The sequence below is a fragment of the Massilimicrobiota sp. An80 genome (genome assembly GCF_002159255.1).
GTDB classification, from domain to species: domain Bacteria; phylum Bacillota_I; class Bacilli_A; order Erysipelotrichales; family Coprobacillaceae; genus Allocoprobacillus; species Allocoprobacillus merdigallinarum.
This window is the reverse complement of sequence record NZ_NFHI01000002.1, coordinates 17,441-34,016: the sequence shown is the minus strand read 5'-3', so window position 1 is coordinate 34,016 and position 16,576 is coordinate 17,441. Positions and strand designations below refer to the sequence as shown.

The 16,576-nt window shown below is 30.6% G+C and carries 18 protein-coding genes and 1 other annotated feature; of the genes, 12 read left to right on the top strand and 6 right to left on the bottom strand.

Features of this window, described 5'->3' with window-relative positions; all coding sequences use genetic code 11:
• Positions 1-55: 55 nt before the first annotated feature.
• Positions 56-646, top strand: coding sequence for a hypothetical protein (locus B5G32_RS00875; RefSeq protein WP_087935517.1), 591 nt, complete (start codon positions 56-58; stop codon positions 644-646).
• Here B5G32_RS00875 and B5G32_RS00870 read toward each other — a convergent pair.
• Both B5G32_RS00870 and B5G32_RS00865 read right to left on the bottom strand, forming a co-directional pair.
• Positions 637-1,542, bottom strand: coding sequence for an RluA family pseudouridine synthase (locus B5G32_RS00870; RefSeq protein ID WP_087935516.1), 906 nt, complete (start codon positions 1,540-1,542; stop codon positions 637-639). The genes B5G32_RS00875 and B5G32_RS00870 overlap by 10 nt on opposite strands.
• The gene (locus B5G32_RS00865) at positions 1,539-2,348 is read right to left on the bottom strand and encodes a methyltransferase domain-containing protein (protein WP_087304493.1); all 810 of its coding nucleotides are present in this window, start codon (positions 2,346-2,348) and stop codon (positions 1,539-1,541) included. The genes B5G32_RS00870 and B5G32_RS00865 overlap by 4 nt, the downstream gene beginning before the upstream one ends.
• A gap of 218 nt (positions 2,349-2,566) precedes the next feature.
• Here B5G32_RS00865 and B5G32_RS00860 point away from each other — a divergent pair, with 218 nt between their 5' ends.
• On the top strand, positions 2,567-3,325 hold the full coding sequence (locus B5G32_RS00860; RefSeq protein WP_343286427.1) for a MurR/RpiR family transcriptional regulator: 759 nt from the start codon (positions 2,567-2,569) through the stop codon (positions 3,323-3,325).
• Positions 3,326-3,352: 27 nt separating this feature from the next.
• Here the strand turns inward: B5G32_RS00860 and B5G32_RS00855 are convergent, their stop codons facing one another.
• Genes B5G32_RS00855 through B5G32_RS00845 form a run of 3 tightly spaced genes read right to left on the bottom strand, consistent with a single transcriptional unit; the run spans position 3,353 to position 5,797 of the window.
• On the bottom strand, positions 3,353-4,384 hold the full coding sequence (locus B5G32_RS00855; RefSeq protein ID WP_087935515.1) for a Gfo/Idh/MocA family oxidoreductase: 1,032 nt from the start codon (positions 4,382-4,384) through the stop codon (positions 3,353-3,355).
• Positions 4,371-5,354, bottom strand: coding sequence for a Gfo/Idh/MocA family protein (locus tag B5G32_RS00850; protein ID WP_087935514.1), 984 nt, complete (start codon positions 5,352-5,354; stop codon positions 4,371-4,373). The genes B5G32_RS00855 and B5G32_RS00850 overlap by 14 nt, the downstream gene beginning before the upstream one ends.
• Positions 5,351-5,797, bottom strand: a complete 447-nt coding sequence (locus B5G32_RS00845) for a heme-binding protein (RefSeq protein WP_087935513.1) — start codon at positions 5,795-5,797, stop codon at positions 5,351-5,353. The genes B5G32_RS00850 and B5G32_RS00845 overlap by 4 nt, the downstream gene beginning before the upstream one ends.
• Positions 5,798-5,996: 199 nt before the next feature.
• Here B5G32_RS00845 and B5G32_RS00840 point away from each other — a divergent pair, with 199 nt between their 5' ends.
• The 7 genes from B5G32_RS00840 to B5G32_RS00810 all read left to right on the top strand — a co-directional run bounded on the left by B5G32_RS00840 (position 5,997) and on the right by B5G32_RS00810 (position 12,361).
• Positions 5,997-6,269: a hypothetical protein gene (locus B5G32_RS00840; RefSeq protein ID WP_087244150.1), complete on the top strand. Its 273-nt coding sequence runs from the start codon at positions 5,997-5,999 to the stop codon at positions 6,267-6,269.
• A complete protein-coding gene (locus B5G32_RS00835; protein ID WP_087935512.1) occupies positions 6,270-7,379 on the top strand; it encodes a tetratricopeptide repeat protein in 1,110 nt (369 codons plus the stop codon).
• Entirely contained in the window at positions 7,366-8,106 is a 741-nt protein-coding gene (locus tag B5G32_RS00830; RefSeq protein WP_087935511.1) for a TrmH family RNA methyltransferase, read from the top strand. The genes B5G32_RS00835 and B5G32_RS00830 overlap by 14 nt, the downstream gene beginning before the upstream one ends.
• Positions 8,099-9,262 (top strand): MalY/PatB family protein, encoded by a 1,164-nt coding sequence (locus tag B5G32_RS00825; protein WP_087935510.1) that lies wholly within the window; start codon positions 8,099-8,101, stop codon positions 9,260-9,262. The genes B5G32_RS00830 and B5G32_RS00825 overlap by 8 nt, the downstream gene beginning before the upstream one ends.
• Before the next feature lie 82 nt (positions 9,263-9,344).
• The gene (gene fba / locus B5G32_RS00820) at positions 9,345-10,211 is read left to right on the top strand and encodes a class II fructose-1,6-bisphosphate aldolase (RefSeq protein ID WP_087245053.1); all 867 of its coding nucleotides are present in this window, start codon (positions 9,345-9,347) and stop codon (positions 10,209-10,211) included.
• A 256-nt stretch (positions 10,212-10,467) separates the two neighbouring features.
• The gene (locus tag B5G32_RS00815) at positions 10,468-11,652 is read left to right on the top strand and encodes an AfsR/SARP family transcriptional regulator (protein WP_087935509.1); all 1,185 of its coding nucleotides are present in this window, start codon (positions 10,468-10,470) and stop codon (positions 11,650-11,652) included.
• Positions 11,653-11,803: 151 nt separating this feature from the next.
• Entirely contained in the window at positions 11,804-12,361 is a 558-nt protein-coding gene (locus B5G32_RS00810; RefSeq protein ID WP_239386168.1) for a hypothetical protein, read from the top strand.
• 39 nt (positions 12,362-12,400) lie between these two features.
• On the opposite strand, the gene trpS is transcribed toward B5G32_RS00810, so the two are convergent.
• On the bottom strand, positions 12,401-13,390 hold the full coding sequence (gene trpS, locus B5G32_RS00805) for a tryptophan--tRNA ligase (protein ID WP_087296789.1): 990 nt from the start codon (positions 13,388-13,390) through the stop codon (positions 12,401-12,403).
• A 35-nt stretch (positions 13,391-13,425) separates the two neighbouring features.
• Positions 13,426-13,625: a binding site (T-box leader), on the bottom strand.
• A 103-nt stretch (positions 13,626-13,728) separates the two neighbouring features.
• Here trpS and spx point away from each other — a divergent pair.
• The 3 genes from spx to B5G32_RS00790 all read left to right on the top strand — a co-directional run bounded on the left by spx (position 13,729) and on the right by B5G32_RS00790 (position 16,574).
• Positions 13,729-14,184, top strand: coding sequence for a transcriptional regulator Spx (gene spx, locus B5G32_RS00800; protein WP_087245049.1), 456 nt, complete (start codon positions 13,729-13,731; stop codon positions 14,182-14,184).
• A gap of 149 nt (positions 14,185-14,333) precedes the next feature.
• On the top strand, positions 14,334-15,023 hold the full coding sequence (locus tag B5G32_RS00795; protein WP_087304484.1) for a cache domain-containing protein: 690 nt from the start codon (positions 14,334-14,336) through the stop codon (positions 15,021-15,023).
• Positions 15,024-16,574, top strand: a complete 1,551-nt coding sequence (locus tag B5G32_RS00790) for a putative bifunctional diguanylate cyclase/phosphodiesterase (RefSeq protein WP_087304483.1) — start codon at positions 15,024-15,026, stop codon at positions 16,572-16,574.
• Positions 16,575-16,576 lie beyond the last annotated feature (2 nt).

Genomic DNA, 16,576 nt, shown 5'->3' with positions numbered 1-16,576 from the left:
GAATCATTATACAATATTTTGTGGGTATGTTACAATAATGTCAAGGAGGTCAAATATGAAAAAAGAATTGGATATGATTCATATTTATGAAAACGGTCAATGTATTGGCTATGGTGGTAATCAGGACTGGTTTTTAGGTGATTGGGCCAAAAAGGCTGGGTGTGCCAGTGTTTTAGCAAGTCATCTTTATACATATTATTTATCTATCACACAAATGTCAAAGTCAGAATTTTTAGAAATTATGAATCAGATGTTTCAACGCTTTACTCCAGGAAGAATGGGTTATCCATTTTTATATAAATTTGCAAGAACATTTTGTCAGATGATGCAAGAAAAGCAGGTGTTCTTGAAACCTGTTTACATGAAACAGCCTAAAAGTTATTGGCAGGCTATGAAATTTATTGAACAGAGTATAGATGAAGGTAATCCAGTAAGCTTACTGATTTTATCTCATCAGGCCAAAGAACTTGAAGATGCTAATTGGCATTGGGTTTGTATCACAGGATATAAACATAGTTGTGATGGAGAATGGATTGTGTTTTCTGATTGTGGCATACGCCGTGAAATAGATGCTCATATTTTATTTGATATAAATGAAAAGAATGTCATAAAAATGGTCAGTATGAAAAAGAATCCTCAAAATTGAGGATCCATTTTTTTTATAAGTTTCAACATATCTGATGGAGGTTGACAAGTGAAGGTCAGTTTTTCTTTGGTAATAGGATGAATGCATTCTATTTGATAAGCGTGCAACGCTTGATGATTCAACAGGGCAGAAGAGTGACCATAAAGTTGATCTGATAAAATAGGATGTCCAATAGCAGACATATGAACTCTAATCTGGTGTTTTCTGCCACTATCTAAAACACATTCTATCAAAGAAAGATGATTCTTGCTGGAAAGGCAACGATAATGTGTACATGCCTTTTTACCATGAGGATGCACAATCATGCGTTGTTGATGGTGACGGTCTTTACCAATCGGTTTATCAATGGTATGCCATTGATGATCATGAAAAGTCCCCTCAACAATAGCCAAATAATGACGATGAATGTCTTTCATAGACAATTGATAATCTAATAAAGGCTGTACAAATGCACATTTCACAAAAATCATCAATCCACTTGTTTCATAATCTAAACGATGAATAAAACGAACGGGAAGATTATAACCCTGTTGATGATAATAGCCACTGACACGGTGCGCCAAAGAATTTGTATCATTTGGTTTAGCTGGAAAGACTTGAAGAAAAGGTGGTTTATTCACAATCAATAAAAACTCATCTTCATAAACAATATCTAAATCTTCATATACGGGTGGATACATCCCATCATCTTCTTGAAAAGCTTTGAATGTCAATTGATCACCTTTGACTAATACTGTTGAAGGTGAAACATAACGATTGTTGACAAGATATGATTTATTTTGTTTCATAAGATGAATTGTTTTTTTAGATAAATGAAACTGTTGAAATAAATCAATGATGGATATAGGTGAATCAATAAAGAGTGTTAAATAAGAGTGCCGAATCTGATATTTCATGAGACTTGATAAACTGTTATACGAATATCAATAGTCACATCAAATTCACCTAAAGTATCTAAAACATGACGACGTTCTTTTTTAATATGATAATAATGGGGTGTCATTTGTAAAAGATTGAGTGTATCTTCTTTTGTCTGTAAATGAATGGTCTGTTTATAATCATAACTTTCAACAACTGAAAAAGGTAAACGTATATGCTGATCAGATTTGATTTTAATTTCATCATAAATCAGTTCTTTGAATTCCACAAGATGATAGGGATTAGCTGTAACATGAATGATATAGCCATTTTTCTTTAGACAGCGTTCTATTTCCTGTGCATTAACAACCGTAAATAAAGCTGTTATAACATCCAAAGAATGATCATCAATAGGAATATTTTTAGAATTACCTACAATCCAATAAATATCTTTAGTATATTTTGTAGCCATTTGAATACCAATTTTAGAAATATCTAAACCATAAATTGTTGAATCGTCATTTAATAGTTCTTTGATACGATATGTATAATAGCCTTCACCACATCCTAAATCTAATAATTGACGTGGAGAAGATGTATATTTTGTTAGACAGTGCATAACTTCATTTAAAATACCATCATAATAACCTTTATTTAAATGATGTTGACGACATAGAAGACTTTCTTTATTATCACCAGGATTATTTGTGGCTTTATCTGGATTTAATAAGAGATTGATATATTTTTGTTTCGCAATATCATAACAATGACCATTTTGACAACGATAACTTTTACCATCGAGAATAAGTGGTTCATGACATTTGGGACAAGCAAGATGATGCATAAACTTCCTCCTTTTTTGTGCATTATATCATGTTTATATATATTTGAAAATACAAAGCATCCTAAGAATGTATGCGAATGAATAAAACATGTTTATTATTTTGAAAGGACTTATCAAAAAGAAAAGAGGCATGTTATAATGGGAAAAAGGGAGTGAAGGCTATGAATATCATTGATTTGTTAGACAATGAAACTTTATTTACAAAAAATGAATGAGAGATTGTCCATTACATCAAAGAAAATCCACAGGCTGTCATCAATATGACGATTAAAGAATTAGCACAGGTAACTTTTTCTTCGAATGCAAGTATTATTAGACTATGTAGAAAACTAGGCTATAAAGGCTTTCGTGATTTTAAAATAGACTTTATGCGTTATATGGAGTCTTTAAAATATGTCAGGCAGGATATTGATTTTTCATTTCCTTTTCAAAGTGATGAACCGACCTGGCAGATTATTAATAGCTTAGCGCATGTCTATAAGGAAAGTATTGACTTGATTAATAGTCAGTTAGATATAGATGAACTCGAAAAAATTGTGGATTTACTTGATTGTAGTCAAAGAGTCTTTATTTATGCGACTGGAGATTCCAAGATTACTGCTATGGGTTTTACCAATAAACTCATCAAAATAGGGAAATTCTTTTATATCGCAACAGAAAATAAAGAAGAAGTTTCTTTTTCTAAGGCTGCTACACCTCAAGATGTGGCCTTATTTATCACTTATTCTAAGCAGGATGTTTATCGTGAATCGCTTAGAATATTATTATATAATCATGTGCCTATCATCACAATTACCTCTAATCATGATGATATTCTATTTAAATACAGTCGTTATCATATATTGATTCCTCATAAAGAAAAAAATGAAAAAATAGCTACATTTTATTCGCAGATATCTTTTCAATATGTTTTGAGTATTCTTTATTCCTTGTTGTATAAAAAGCAGAAAAAGTCTATAGACAATAGACAATCATAAAAAGAGATTTCAAATAGGAAATCTCTTTTATTTTAAATTTTGAACTCCTTTTTCTAACATTTCCATTTGTAAAAGGGTTTGTTCATGTGTAATGATTTGCGGTTTTCCATTGACTATACAATCATAGATACCATCATAAACTCTCGCATAATCACCATCAACACTAGGAACTTTTTCTTCGTGATATTGACCTTGATCATCTACATATGTTAATACACCATAATGTGCAGGAGTATCCTTTCCAAAATCTTCATGATCAGGCATATAGAATAATTTCAGATGTTCTTCCTGACGATCTTTTGTTTGTTTGACAAACATTCCTTTTTTTCCATAAACAATAAAACTTGGTCTTTCTTTGATTCTAAAATAACTTGATTTGACAGAAACTTTTAAAGTCCCATAATAAAGATCTAAATCAAAATAATCATTCATTCTTCCTTCACCAAGCAATTGTCTGACATCATAATGAACATGATCAGGTCGACCAAAATAAGAAATCACCTGATCTAAAGTATGACATCCATGACCATATAAGTAAGAATGGGCCGGATCAAAGTGATCAACATTTTCTGGAACTTCAGGACGATAATAATCAAAATGCATTTCTAATTCTAATAAATCACCTAATTTTCCACTTTCAATGAATTTTTGAACAGTTAAAAAATCACTGTCATAACGTCTATTTTGATAAGCTGAACAATATAATCCTTTTTGATTCGCTAAATCAAAGATTTCTTTTGCCTGTTTTGAGTTTTCCATAAATGGTTTTTCTACTAAACAGTGTTTACCTGCTTCTAGTACCATTTTGGCATAATTGTAATGAAAATGATGTGTTGTACACACAACAATCATATCAATATCAGGATCTTGTAGTAATGCATTGACATCTTCACAATATTCTACACCATCAATAGCCTTCCATATATCATGACGAACATGAATATCAAAAATCTTTTTAATCATAAATTTGTTTTGTCTTTGTAAAACAAATGGAATATGGTAACGATTGGCACTTTTTCCGTTTCCAATATAACCTAATACTAATTTATTGTTGATCATTGTCAAAAATAACTCCTTCCTGTTGTCTACCTTTTTCCATAACTTGAGCAACCTGTAAACTTAATCCTATCATGGCTTGTGCTTTTTCAAAATCTTTTTCATTAATGATTCTGATAAATTCTTCAAATTCATAGTATAAACGATGCTGATCTTGAGGGAATTCATACTTTGTCTGATGTCCTTTATTATCAATGAATGTATATTCAGTCATCTGATTCATAGGTTTATCAATCACAATAACGCCCTGATCTCCCTGAAGAGTTGAAGTAATAGGCGCTTTACAGTCTTTAGCTCCAATAGAAATCGCTTTTAAATGAGGATACTCTAAAACCATAATACCGCTTGTATCAATACCTTTTTCAATATTAGCAAAGTAGTGCTGATTTTCAGGCTGTCCCATCAACCCTATAATAGCATGTAAATTATAAACATTTAAATCCATTAAAGCTCCACCAGCTTTATGATAATCAAAAGCAGGTAAAATACGACCTTCTTTAAAAGCGTCATAACGTGATGAATATTGACTGTAATTGAAGTTTAAGATTTTGATTTGTCCTAATTTGGATAAATGTGTTTTTAAAGACTGATAGGCTGGTAAATAATGGATATTCATAGCTTCTAAAATGATGATATGATGTTCATGACTTAAATCAATTAAATCTTGTAATTCATGCGCATTGGCACAAATTGGTTTTTCGATAATCACATGTTTTCCTTTTAATATCGCTTTTTTCGCAAAACCATAATGCAAATGATTAGGCAATGCTATATAGACTGTATCAATATCACTGTCTAATAATTGATCATAGTCATAAAAGATTTGATCTAAGTGATACTTTTGACATAATTCTTCAGCTTCTTGTTGAGTTTGTGTCGTTGCCAGTAAATATGTTTTTTCAATATCGAACTTTGAGTAAGTTGTCATTAAATCTTTGACAATCATTCCTGTTCCTAAAATTCCTAATTTCATGATTGTTCCTTCTTTCTTTTTAATTTTTGTAGACAATGGACGATGATTTGATGATCTTGATCATGTTCTAATCCTGAAACAATACAACATCCTATTCTTTGATTTTGGACCATTAATGGAAAACCACCACCACATATCGCAAACTGGGAATCTTGGAGATAATGATCATATTGATGCGTTTGTTCATTCTGAGCCCAGATATAATATGAGGAATGACCAAATGTTTCAACTGTTTTTTGTTTACGATTCAGCCATTCATCACCTGTTTTTCCATTCATCAGGTATTGAAAAACAATATCATGATGCAAAACAATACGGATACGAATGTTTTTGAGATGATCTTGTTTCACTTTTTCAACAAGCATCTGTCCTAAAATATAGGCATCTTCATGATCGAAAGACTGAAAAGATAAGTCCTTTTCTAATTGTAATAAATCATCCATATTTTCACCTCAATGAAATTATCTCATAAAATCTAAAAAAGGGAAATTATTTATAGAATTTTGAAAATAAAGTTCATGATTTATATGGATAATGAAAAAAAGTTGAACTTTTTTATCAAAATGATGAAAATCAAAAAAGGGCTTTATTTTTTTAAGAAATCAAGTAGAATAATGTTAAGAGTGATGAAAGGAGAAGTTTATGGGATTATTTAAAAAGAAAAAAACGGTCATTGATTATGATGCCATGTTTAAAGAACAATATAAGTCTATTAATCAAATCACACAACAGGCTCATAATGAATTGGATTATGTGATTAAAGAATCTTTATATGAAGTGATTGTAGAAAAATATAATGAATTGATTGATTTTATTGATCAGGGTGCTCATTTTGATAAAGCACATTTTGAAGCACTACGAGACAATGCGAAAAAAGAATTACAATCAATTCATCAGATTAATCAAAGTGAATAAATGAATATTCAGATTATTGAAAAGGTTATAGATGTCTTTAATCGCTATGGAGATGGATTAAGGTTTCAGATTGAACGTTTTGAGGAAGTTTTAAATGATGAAGCACCAGATATGATGGATGAATGTTATTTGGTTGTTTTAGGAATGAAAATGGGTGTTTTTGAAGCTATTATATTTGATGAGGATTTTGAAATCTCTCGATATGTTCGCTATTTATGTGAATTTGCTTCATTAAGTGAAGAAGAAGCTTTATTTATGGTGAGTGTATTTTCTCAAGTGATTGATGAAATAGGTTATTATTTTGAAATACCTGATGTTGAAGAATTTTTAAAAACAGCTTATCAACAAAATAATGATTCACATCTCTATGTTCTGGCAAGAACTTATTTTTTAGGTTTTGGAATCAAACAGGATTATGAGAAAGCTTTTGAAATCTTTTCTTATTTATATCAGCGTGGATATCATGAATGTTGTTATTATATCGGTTATATGTATGAACATGGATATGGTGTTGAACAGGATATTGCACAGGCATTCAATTACTACAAACAAAATGTTGACAGCTTATCAGCTTTAAGGTTGGGGCTGTTTTATATGTATGGACGCTATGTGACTCAAGATGATCAAAAAGCAATCCAGTATTTATCACAAAGTCAACAAAAAGAAGCATATCTTTATAAAGGAATTTTATTAGAAAAACAGAGAGAATATTCTGAAGCTTTTCAATCTTATTTATTAGGAGCAAAGCATTTTCAAAAAGAATGTATGTATAAGGTTGGACTGTTATTGAAGTTAGGTATAGGTGTGGATTTGGATTTGAAAGAAGCCATGCATTATTTTATATATGGATATTATCTGCTGCAGGAAGATTGTGCCTATGAACTGGCTATGATTTACTTTGATGGTATTGTTGTGGATAAAAATCAAAAGAAAGCATTAGATTATTTACATCAGTCAGCACGATTAAATAGTTATGATGCTTGCTTATTGTTAAGCCAATTATATGAACTTGGACGTTATGTAGAAAAGAATCATCGCTTTGCTTTGTCTTATTATCAGCAGGCACAAATCATCAGGAAGGAAAAAGAAGGGGAATATGAAATTATATAAAAAAGGAAATGATCAGTCTTATACTTTAGGTGTTTTTCCAACGATTGAACTGTTAAAACATAGACCACAGGATGTCGTCAGAGTGGTTGTTCATTCATCCATTCATCAAAATAGGGGATATCCTATGATTCAAGAATTATGCCAACAATATCATATTCCAATTGATGAACATGATCGTACGATTGAAAAATTAAGTCCTAAAAATAATTGTTATGCGATTGGCGTTTTTAAAATCTATACATCCCCCTTACAACAGGCTCATCATGTTGTTTTGGAACATCCCATGGATATGGGAAATATGGGAACAATTATGCGTACAATGTTAGGATTTGGATATAAAAACTTAGCTATTATTAAACCAGCTGTTGATATTTTTGATCCTAAAGTCATTAGAGCATCAATGGGAGCCATCTTTCATTTGAATGTTGCTTACTATGACTCATTTGAAGAATATTATCATGCATTTTCTAATCATGAGTTCTATCCTTTTATGTTGAAAGGGGCTAAAAATATTCATCAGGTTCATTCTCATCAATATCATAGTTTGGTTTTTGGTAATGAAAGTCATGGTTTGGATGATACATATTTAAATTATGGTCAAAGTGTTTTTATTCCTCATCATGAGGAAATTGATTCATTAAATTTGTCAATGGCATTAGGAATAGCATTATTTCATTTTTCAAAAGCAGAATTTGAAGGAAAAGAGGTATTAAGAGAAGATGTATGATTTTGATAAAGTGATTGAAAGAAAAGGAACAAACAGTGTGAAATATGATGGTGAAAAAATGCAAGATTCACATATGATTCCAATGTGGGTAGCAGATATGGACTTTGAAACTCTTCCAGAAGTCAAAGAAGCTTTGGTTAAGCGTGCCAGTCATGGCGTTTTTGGATATGCTACACCAACTGAAAGTTATTATCAGTCTGTCATTAACTGGATGAAGACACGCCATCATTTTGATATTCAAAAAGAATGGATTGTCACAACTTCAGGTGTTGTAGGTGCTTTAAAATTAGCGGTAAGAGCCTATACACAAAAAGGTGATGCCATTATGGTAATGAAACCTGTTTATTATCCTTTTGATGCATCTATCCATTTAAATGAAAGAATGGTTGTAGAATGCCCACTTGTATTTCAGGATGATCATTATGAATGTGATTTTGAAGTGTTTGAAAAACAGATCGTTGATCATGATGTCAAGATGTTTATCTTATGTAATCCACATAATCCCATTGGTAAAGTTTGGACACGTGATGAATTGTATCAGATAGGTAAAATTTGTCAGAAACATCATGTTTATGTGATTAGTGATGAAATTCATATGGACTTTATTTATGAGGGAAATGAACATGTTCCTTTCTATAATGTAGATCCATCATTTGGTGAATTCAGCATTATCTGTACAGCGCCATCTAAAACATTTAACTTGGCGGCTTTACAGACATCTAATATTATTATTAAAAATGAAGATCTACGAGAAAAATTTCAAAAAGAAAAAAATGCTTCAGGTATGAGTGATCCTAATATTTTTGGATTAGAAGCCTGTGAAGCAGCTTATACATATGGAGCTCAGTGGGTTGATGAATTGGTAGATTATTTATCTGGAAATATAGCTTATATGAAAGAATTCTTTGCTGAAAGACTACCAGAAATTAAGGTGATTGATCCACAGGGATTGTATCTGGTCTGGGTAGATATGCGAAGCTTAGGTATGAATAAAGATGAATTAGAAACATTTATGTTGGAAAAAGCACATTTATGGCTGGATGAAGGTTATATTTTTGGAACAGGTGGAGAAGGATTTGAAAGATTTAATGTCGCTTGTCCACGTTCAACATTAAAACAAGCTTTAGAACAATTAGAAAAAGCAATAAAAGAATGATAAAAAAGAGAATATTTATGGAAATTTTCATAAAATCAGTGTATGATATATGTGTAAAAAAAATGTAAAGGAGATTTGAATTATGGGATTAGTTTCAGCTAAAGAAATGCTTGATAAAGCAAAAGCAGGTCACTATGCTGTTGGTCAATTTAATATCAACAACTTAGAATGGACTAAATCAATTTTATTAACTGCGGAAGAATTAAAAGCACCAGTTATTTTAGGAGTTTCTGAAGGAGCTGCTAAATACATGACTGGATATAAAACAGTTTCTGCAATGGTGAAAGCAATGGTTGAATCTTTAAATATTACTGTACCAGTTGCTTTACACTTAGATCATGGTAGTTATGAAGGAGCTAAAGCTGCATTAGAAGCTGGTTTCTCTTCAATTATGTTTGATGGTTCTCATTATGGAATCGAAGAAAACATTGAAAAAACAAAAGAAATCGTAGCTTTATGTCATTCAAAAGGTGTATCAGTTGAAGCAGAAGTTGGTTCAATTGGTGGAGAAGAAGACGGAGTTATCGGTAAAGGTGAAGTTGCAGACCCTAAAGAATGTAAAATGATTGCTGATTTAGGTGTAGATTTCTTAGCAGCAGGTATTGGAAACATTCATGGTAAATATCCTGCTAACTGGGAAGGTTTAGATTTTGATGCATTAGATGCTATTCAACAAGAAACAGGAACTTTACCATTAGTATTACATGGTGGTACAGGAATTCCTGCTGATATGATTAAAAAAGCTATCACATTAGGAGTTTCTAAAATCAACGTTAATACTGAATGTCAATTATATTTCCAAGAAGCTACTCGTAAATATATTGAAGCTGGTAAAGATTTAGAAGGTAAAGGATTCGATCCTCGTAAATTATTAGCTCCAGGTGCTGAAGCTATTAAAACTTGTGTTAAAGAAAAAATGGAATTATTCGGATGCATTGGTAAAGCTTAATTTCATGTGAAGCAAAGTCAACTCATTGAGTTGGCTTTTTTGTATAAAACTATATATTTATTGATCTTTGATTATATGTAAAAGTGATTATTTTTTTGAATATTTCATAGAAAAAATAACAAAAAAAGACATCAACTTTGTCAAATGTGTAAGCGCTTTTTTGAATTGTGTTATTATATTCTAAAATTCTTGTCAAATTTAAAGAAAACTATTAAAATAAAAATGAAAACACAGATTATATAGGGAGCGGGGTTATATGTCAATGAACGATTATGTTAATATAACAATGTTTCGTAAATTTTCGTTTTCATATCATAATTGTACAATTGATAGTGACACGATGAAATCTGAAAAACTTGTGAAATTATTTGCTTATCTCCTATCTCATTATCAGCGAACAGTGCCTTCTAATGAACTGATTGAAATGTTATGGTATTTAGATGATGTTGATAATCCTATAGGAGCATTAAAAAATTTAATATATAGATTAAGAGCCTTATTAAAAAAAGAGTTTGGATTTACAGATTTTATTATCACTGGAAAAGGATCGTATGCGATTAATCCGGCGTATCATTTAAGAATAGATACAGTTGAATTTGAAAAGTATGAAAAATATTTAAGAGATTCTTCAAAACCAGAATATTTTGAAAAGTTTCTTAATGAATATACAGGGAAGTATTTGGTAGAAATTAAAGAAGATCATAATACTTTATCTAAACGTGTTTATTATCATTCACTTTATATGGATAAGGTTGTTGAGTATGCAAAGCTGTTGGAAGATAAACAGGATTATGAGAAGATGGAAATAATAGCTAAGCGTGCTATTGAGATTGATAATTTAGAAGAGTCTATTTATGAAATCTGGATTCGTTCTTTATATTTTCAACAGCAGTATAAAAAAGCAAAAGAGATATATAAAGCAACAACTGATTTATTGTATCAGACTTTAGGTGTTAAGCCATCTGAGTCAATGCTGAAATTATATGAGATGATTAAAAAAGAAAGTCATGATGAAGATTTAGATATTATGGAAATTCAACAGGAGCTTTCACGTGATGAAGCTTATGGGGCTTTTCTTTGTGAGTATGGAACATTTAGAGAAATATATACTATGCAATCAAGAATGATGGGAAGATTGGGTATATGTTCTCAGTTATGTTTAATCACAATTCTTGATCATTCACAGATTGAGGATCAACATTCCCAAAAAGCTATTGAAAGAATGATGACAAAAGTACAGGATGCTTTACTCAGAGGACTTCGTATTGGTGATGTTGTATGCAGGTTAAATGTGAATCAGTTTGTTGTTCTTTTGCCTGCATGCCATAATGACGATGCCAAAAGTGTTATGAATAGAGTTTTACGTAAAATAAAATATTCATTGAATCATACAACATTAACGATTGATTTCATGGTTGGAGAAATCATGCCAAAGCAATAAAGCATGACAAATAAATGAAACAACATATATTGACATACCCATTTTAGACTTACTGCAACAGTGAGTCTTTTTCTTTTTATGATGATTATAGAATGGTCTTTTTAGGTATAATAAACATATGATACATTACAGGGGGTTGAATATTTTGTTAGTGAATTTTGTTTATGATGATGAAGAATTATTAGAACCATATGAGTGGCAGGACGATGATTCTTATGAAGAAATAGAAAATGCACCTCTTTATCATGTTTCAACAAAACAGTTACATGATTTTTTATATGCGAAATTTTATCAATTCAGAGGAACAGATGGTATTTTTATTGTTGGTGATGGTCATTATTGCTTTGTTGTGGATATTAAAAATCATACAATTGTACGTAGAGGAACTTTTTCTTGGCAACAAAGACAACAGATTAATGACATATTAAAACAAGAACCGATGACTTTTTTTCAATATCAGATCAAAGATGAAGCTTATGATAAAGAATTTGGTTTAACAAGAAATGAGCGTTTAAAGAAAATGTGTCTAGAAGAAGTTATTGATGAGATTTTTGTGGTCCGTTATGATGTCTTCTTGGAAATATGCCAACAATTTCATATTGAGGGAGAAAATCCCAGTGAAAAATATTTGGCTTTAAAACATAAGATTGAAAAAGGATATACATCCTTGCATGAATTATTGTATAAAGAATTGGTTCAAAAAGGTTAAAAAGCAAACTTCATATCCATAAGAAGTTTGCTTTCTGTTTTATTTCTTTTTAATTGTAATTCCAATTTTTCTTTCCACTTTGGCTAGTTTCTTTCTTGCGATGATGCGTGCTTTCTTGGCACCTTCTTCTAAAATGTCATCTAAATAAGAACCACTCATAATTTCATGATAACGATTTTGTATCTTCTCAAGTTCTTCTCCTAAAACTTCAGCTAAATCATTTTTAAATTCTCCATATCCTTTACCATCATATTGTTTTTCAAGATCTTCAATAGGACGATTTGCTAATATTGAATAAATTTCCAACAAATTAGAAATACCTGGTTTATTTTCGGGATCATAATGAATATGACCATCGCTATCCGTCACGGCAGATTTGATTTTCTTTTTAGAAATATTGATATCGTCTAAGATATAAATGGTTCCTTTTCCTAGTTCATCGGATTTGGACATCTTCTTTGTAGGATTTTGTAAATCCATGATACGTCCACCTACTTTAGTCACTAATGGTTCTGGAATTTTGAAAGTTTCGCTATAACGTGAATTAAATCTTTCGGCAATATCACGACATAATTCTACGTGTTGTTTCTGATCTTCACCAACCGGTACAAAATCAGGATCATACATTAAAATATCCGCATTCATTAATGAAGGATAATTAAATATACCAGCACCAATGACTTCGTTTTTGGCTTTCTTATCTTTGTATTGTGTCATACGTGAAAGTTCTCCCATAGACACCATACATCCTAAATACCAACCAAGTTGAGCATGTTCTAAAACATCAGACTGTAAAAATAAAGTCACTTTTTCAGGATCTAATCCAGCAGCAATATACAATGCAATTAAATCTTTTGTATTTTTACGTAAATCTGCAGGCTTTTGATAAATAGTCATAGAATGAAGATTAGCAATAAAAATAAACATTTCATATTCATCCTGATAAGAAACAAAAGGTTTGATAGCTCCAATATAATTACCTAAAGTCACACGACCAGTTGGTTTAATTCCACTTAACATTCTTTTCATCATAACGACCTCCTTTAAAATAAAAAACGTCCTTAAAAAAGGACGTATAAATACGCGGTACCACCTTTATTCATATCATCGATATGCACTCTTGTCTTAACGCGACTCACGAAAAATGACTCATGCCATTTTTAGCTCCAGAATCCCAATTCATTATCGTTCATGGCTTGTTTGCATCACCCACAAGCTTTCTTAACATGAATAGATAACTACTCCATTCTTTCATTGCTGTAAAGTCATTATAGAACGACAAAGATGTAAAATCAATAGAATCATAAAAAATAATTTCATAATTGTTGAAAATGATGTATAATGAGTAAACAAGAGGAGATGATGTAATGATTAGAATTTATACAGCACCAAGTTGTGCTTCATGTAGAAAAGTCAAAGCATGGCTGAAAGAACATCAGATTCCTTATGTTGAAAAAAATATTTTTTCTACATTATTACGTGAAACTGAGTTAAAAGAACTTTTAGAAAGAAGTGAAAATGGAACAGATGACATTATTTCTAAAAGATCAAAGATTATTAAAGAAAATAAAATAGATTTAGATGATATGTCTATTAATGAATTAATTCATTTTATTCAAGAAAATCCATCTATTTTAAAAAGACCTATTATTATTGATGAAAGACGTTTTCAGGTCGGTTATAATGCTGAAGAAATTCGTGCTTTTATTCCTCGTGAACTGCGTCGTTTACAAGAATGTAATAATAGTGACTTCTGTCCACAATTTACTGATATTAAGGAACAATATTATCAGGACCATAAATGTGATGATGGTTGTGAATAAAAGATAATGAGTCGTTTCTATACTGAGATAGAGGCGATTTTTATTTTGTGAGAGAATGTTTTATAGTTGTCAAGAAAGTGATATAATATCATGGAGAAATGAGAAACAATGGAGGAAAAAATGATGATAAAAGGGGAACTTGAGAAAAAATGAAAAAAATGATCATAATTTCTTCTGTTATTGTAGTGCTGCTTTTGACTATGAGTATTTTTTTGCGTATTTATTTAAATCATATTGTCAGAAATAATATGATTGACCAAGTTGATAATACTGTTGATAAATACATTCATATAATACAAAAACAAATAGATAATGATTTTCAATTTTTAGATTCTTTTGCTAGTGTTTTACAGCTGGAAAATATAACAAACAATCAAGAATTTCCACAGGTTTTAGAAGAAACTAATGAACAAAATGATTTTATAACGATGATGTATTTTGATTTGGATGAAAGGGGAGTTGTTGCCAATTTAAATCAAGAGATATTGGTCAATAAGCCTCTAACAGATTTTCAAGAAGAAATTCAAAGTGTTGTTTATGATGCTTTGGCTGATCAACGTACTGTATCTGATATTTTTCAAAGTCAATTAACTCATGAAATGATTTATGCTTATGGAATCCCAGTTTATCAAAACAAACAGATTGTGGGAGCTTTAATCGCTACACAAACAGTAGAATTGCTGATGGATGCTGGGCAAGGAAGTGGTATTTTAGGTGGGGATACATATGCTTATCTTGTTGATGAATCTGGTCAAGTTTTAGTCAACTCTCAATATGATATTTTTCATCAGACTTCAATATTTCAACAACCTTTTTTGCAAAAACAAGATTATCAGTAAATGAAAGAACATTTAAAAGATCATCAAGATATAACATTTTCATTTGAATATGAAAATGCACAATATCATGCTCTATTAAAACCTATTGGATTAAAAGATTGGAACCTTTTATGTGTTAATATGTTGGAAAATTCTCACTTGTTTGCTGATAGGAATATGAGAATGGTAGGTTTGATATTTTTAAGTATCATATTGTTAGTTGTAGGATTGTTGATTTATGGTTATCGTATTATTTTAAAAAACAATCGTGAGTTACAGAAAGTCGCTTATTTTGATCATTTAACAGGAGCATATAATTTTTCTTATTTCATGACTTTGGGTGAACGATACTTTATGGATAATAAGTGTTGTAGTGTGGCTGTTTTAAATATTCATCAATTTAAGTTTTTTAATGAAATTTTTGGTCATGATTTGGGAGATCAGTTGTTATGTCATGAAAAGAAAGTGATTGAAAACAATCTACATGATGGAGAATTTTTTTGCCGAGATACAGCAGATCAATTTTATGTTTTTCTATGTGAAACAGAGGAATCCGTTTTATTGACACGCCTTAATCAAATGATGGAAGAGATTATTGAATATATGGATTTATTACACACAAATTATCATTTGAAGATTCATTGTGGTGTGGCGATATCAAGTGAAGAACTGATTGTGGATAATTGTTTTGAAGATTTAATGGTCAGAGTTATGTTTGCTTTAGCAAAATCAAAGGAAACGCTACTTTCTAATATTTGGTTTTATGATATTGAATTACATAAACAGGAAATAATGGATAATCATATTGAAAGTCATATGGAACAGGCTTTAAAAGATGGAGAATTTCAATTATATTTGCAGCCAAAAGTTGATATGGAAACTGGTCAATTACAAAGTAGTGAAGCTTTAGTCCGTTGGATCACACAAGATAACCAGCAATTGTATCCTAATCAATTTATTCCTATTTTTGAAAAAAGTGGCTTTTGTATGAAATTAGATATGTATATGTTTGAACAGGCGTGTCTACAAATTAGAAAATGGATGGATCAAGGTATAGAGCCTATCGGTATTTCTGTCAATCAATCTAAATTATTGTTCTATGAATCTGATTATGTCGAACGATTAAATGCGATTGTTCAAAAGTATCAAGTACCAGCTCATTTGCTGACTTTAGAAATATTAGAAGATTTGGTCATTAATAATGTAGATGCAGTCAATGAAAAGATAGAACAGCTACATCAAATAGGATTTAAAGTTTCAATGGATGATTTTGGAAGTGGTTATTCATCTTTAAATATTTTAGGAAAGATCGATATTGATGAATTAAAGATAGACAGAATATTTTTACAAGAAATATTAGATGGAAAAAATAAGAAAGCTCAAATTATTTTGGAAGAAATTATTAAATTGACAAAAATTTTATCTATTTCTACAGTTGTTGAAGGAATAGAAACAAAAGAATATCATGATTTTGTAAAGTCACTTGGTTGTCATTATGGACAGGGTTATTATTATGATAAACCTATAAGTCAACAAGAATTTGAAATACGATATATGAAAGAAAGGAGATAAAC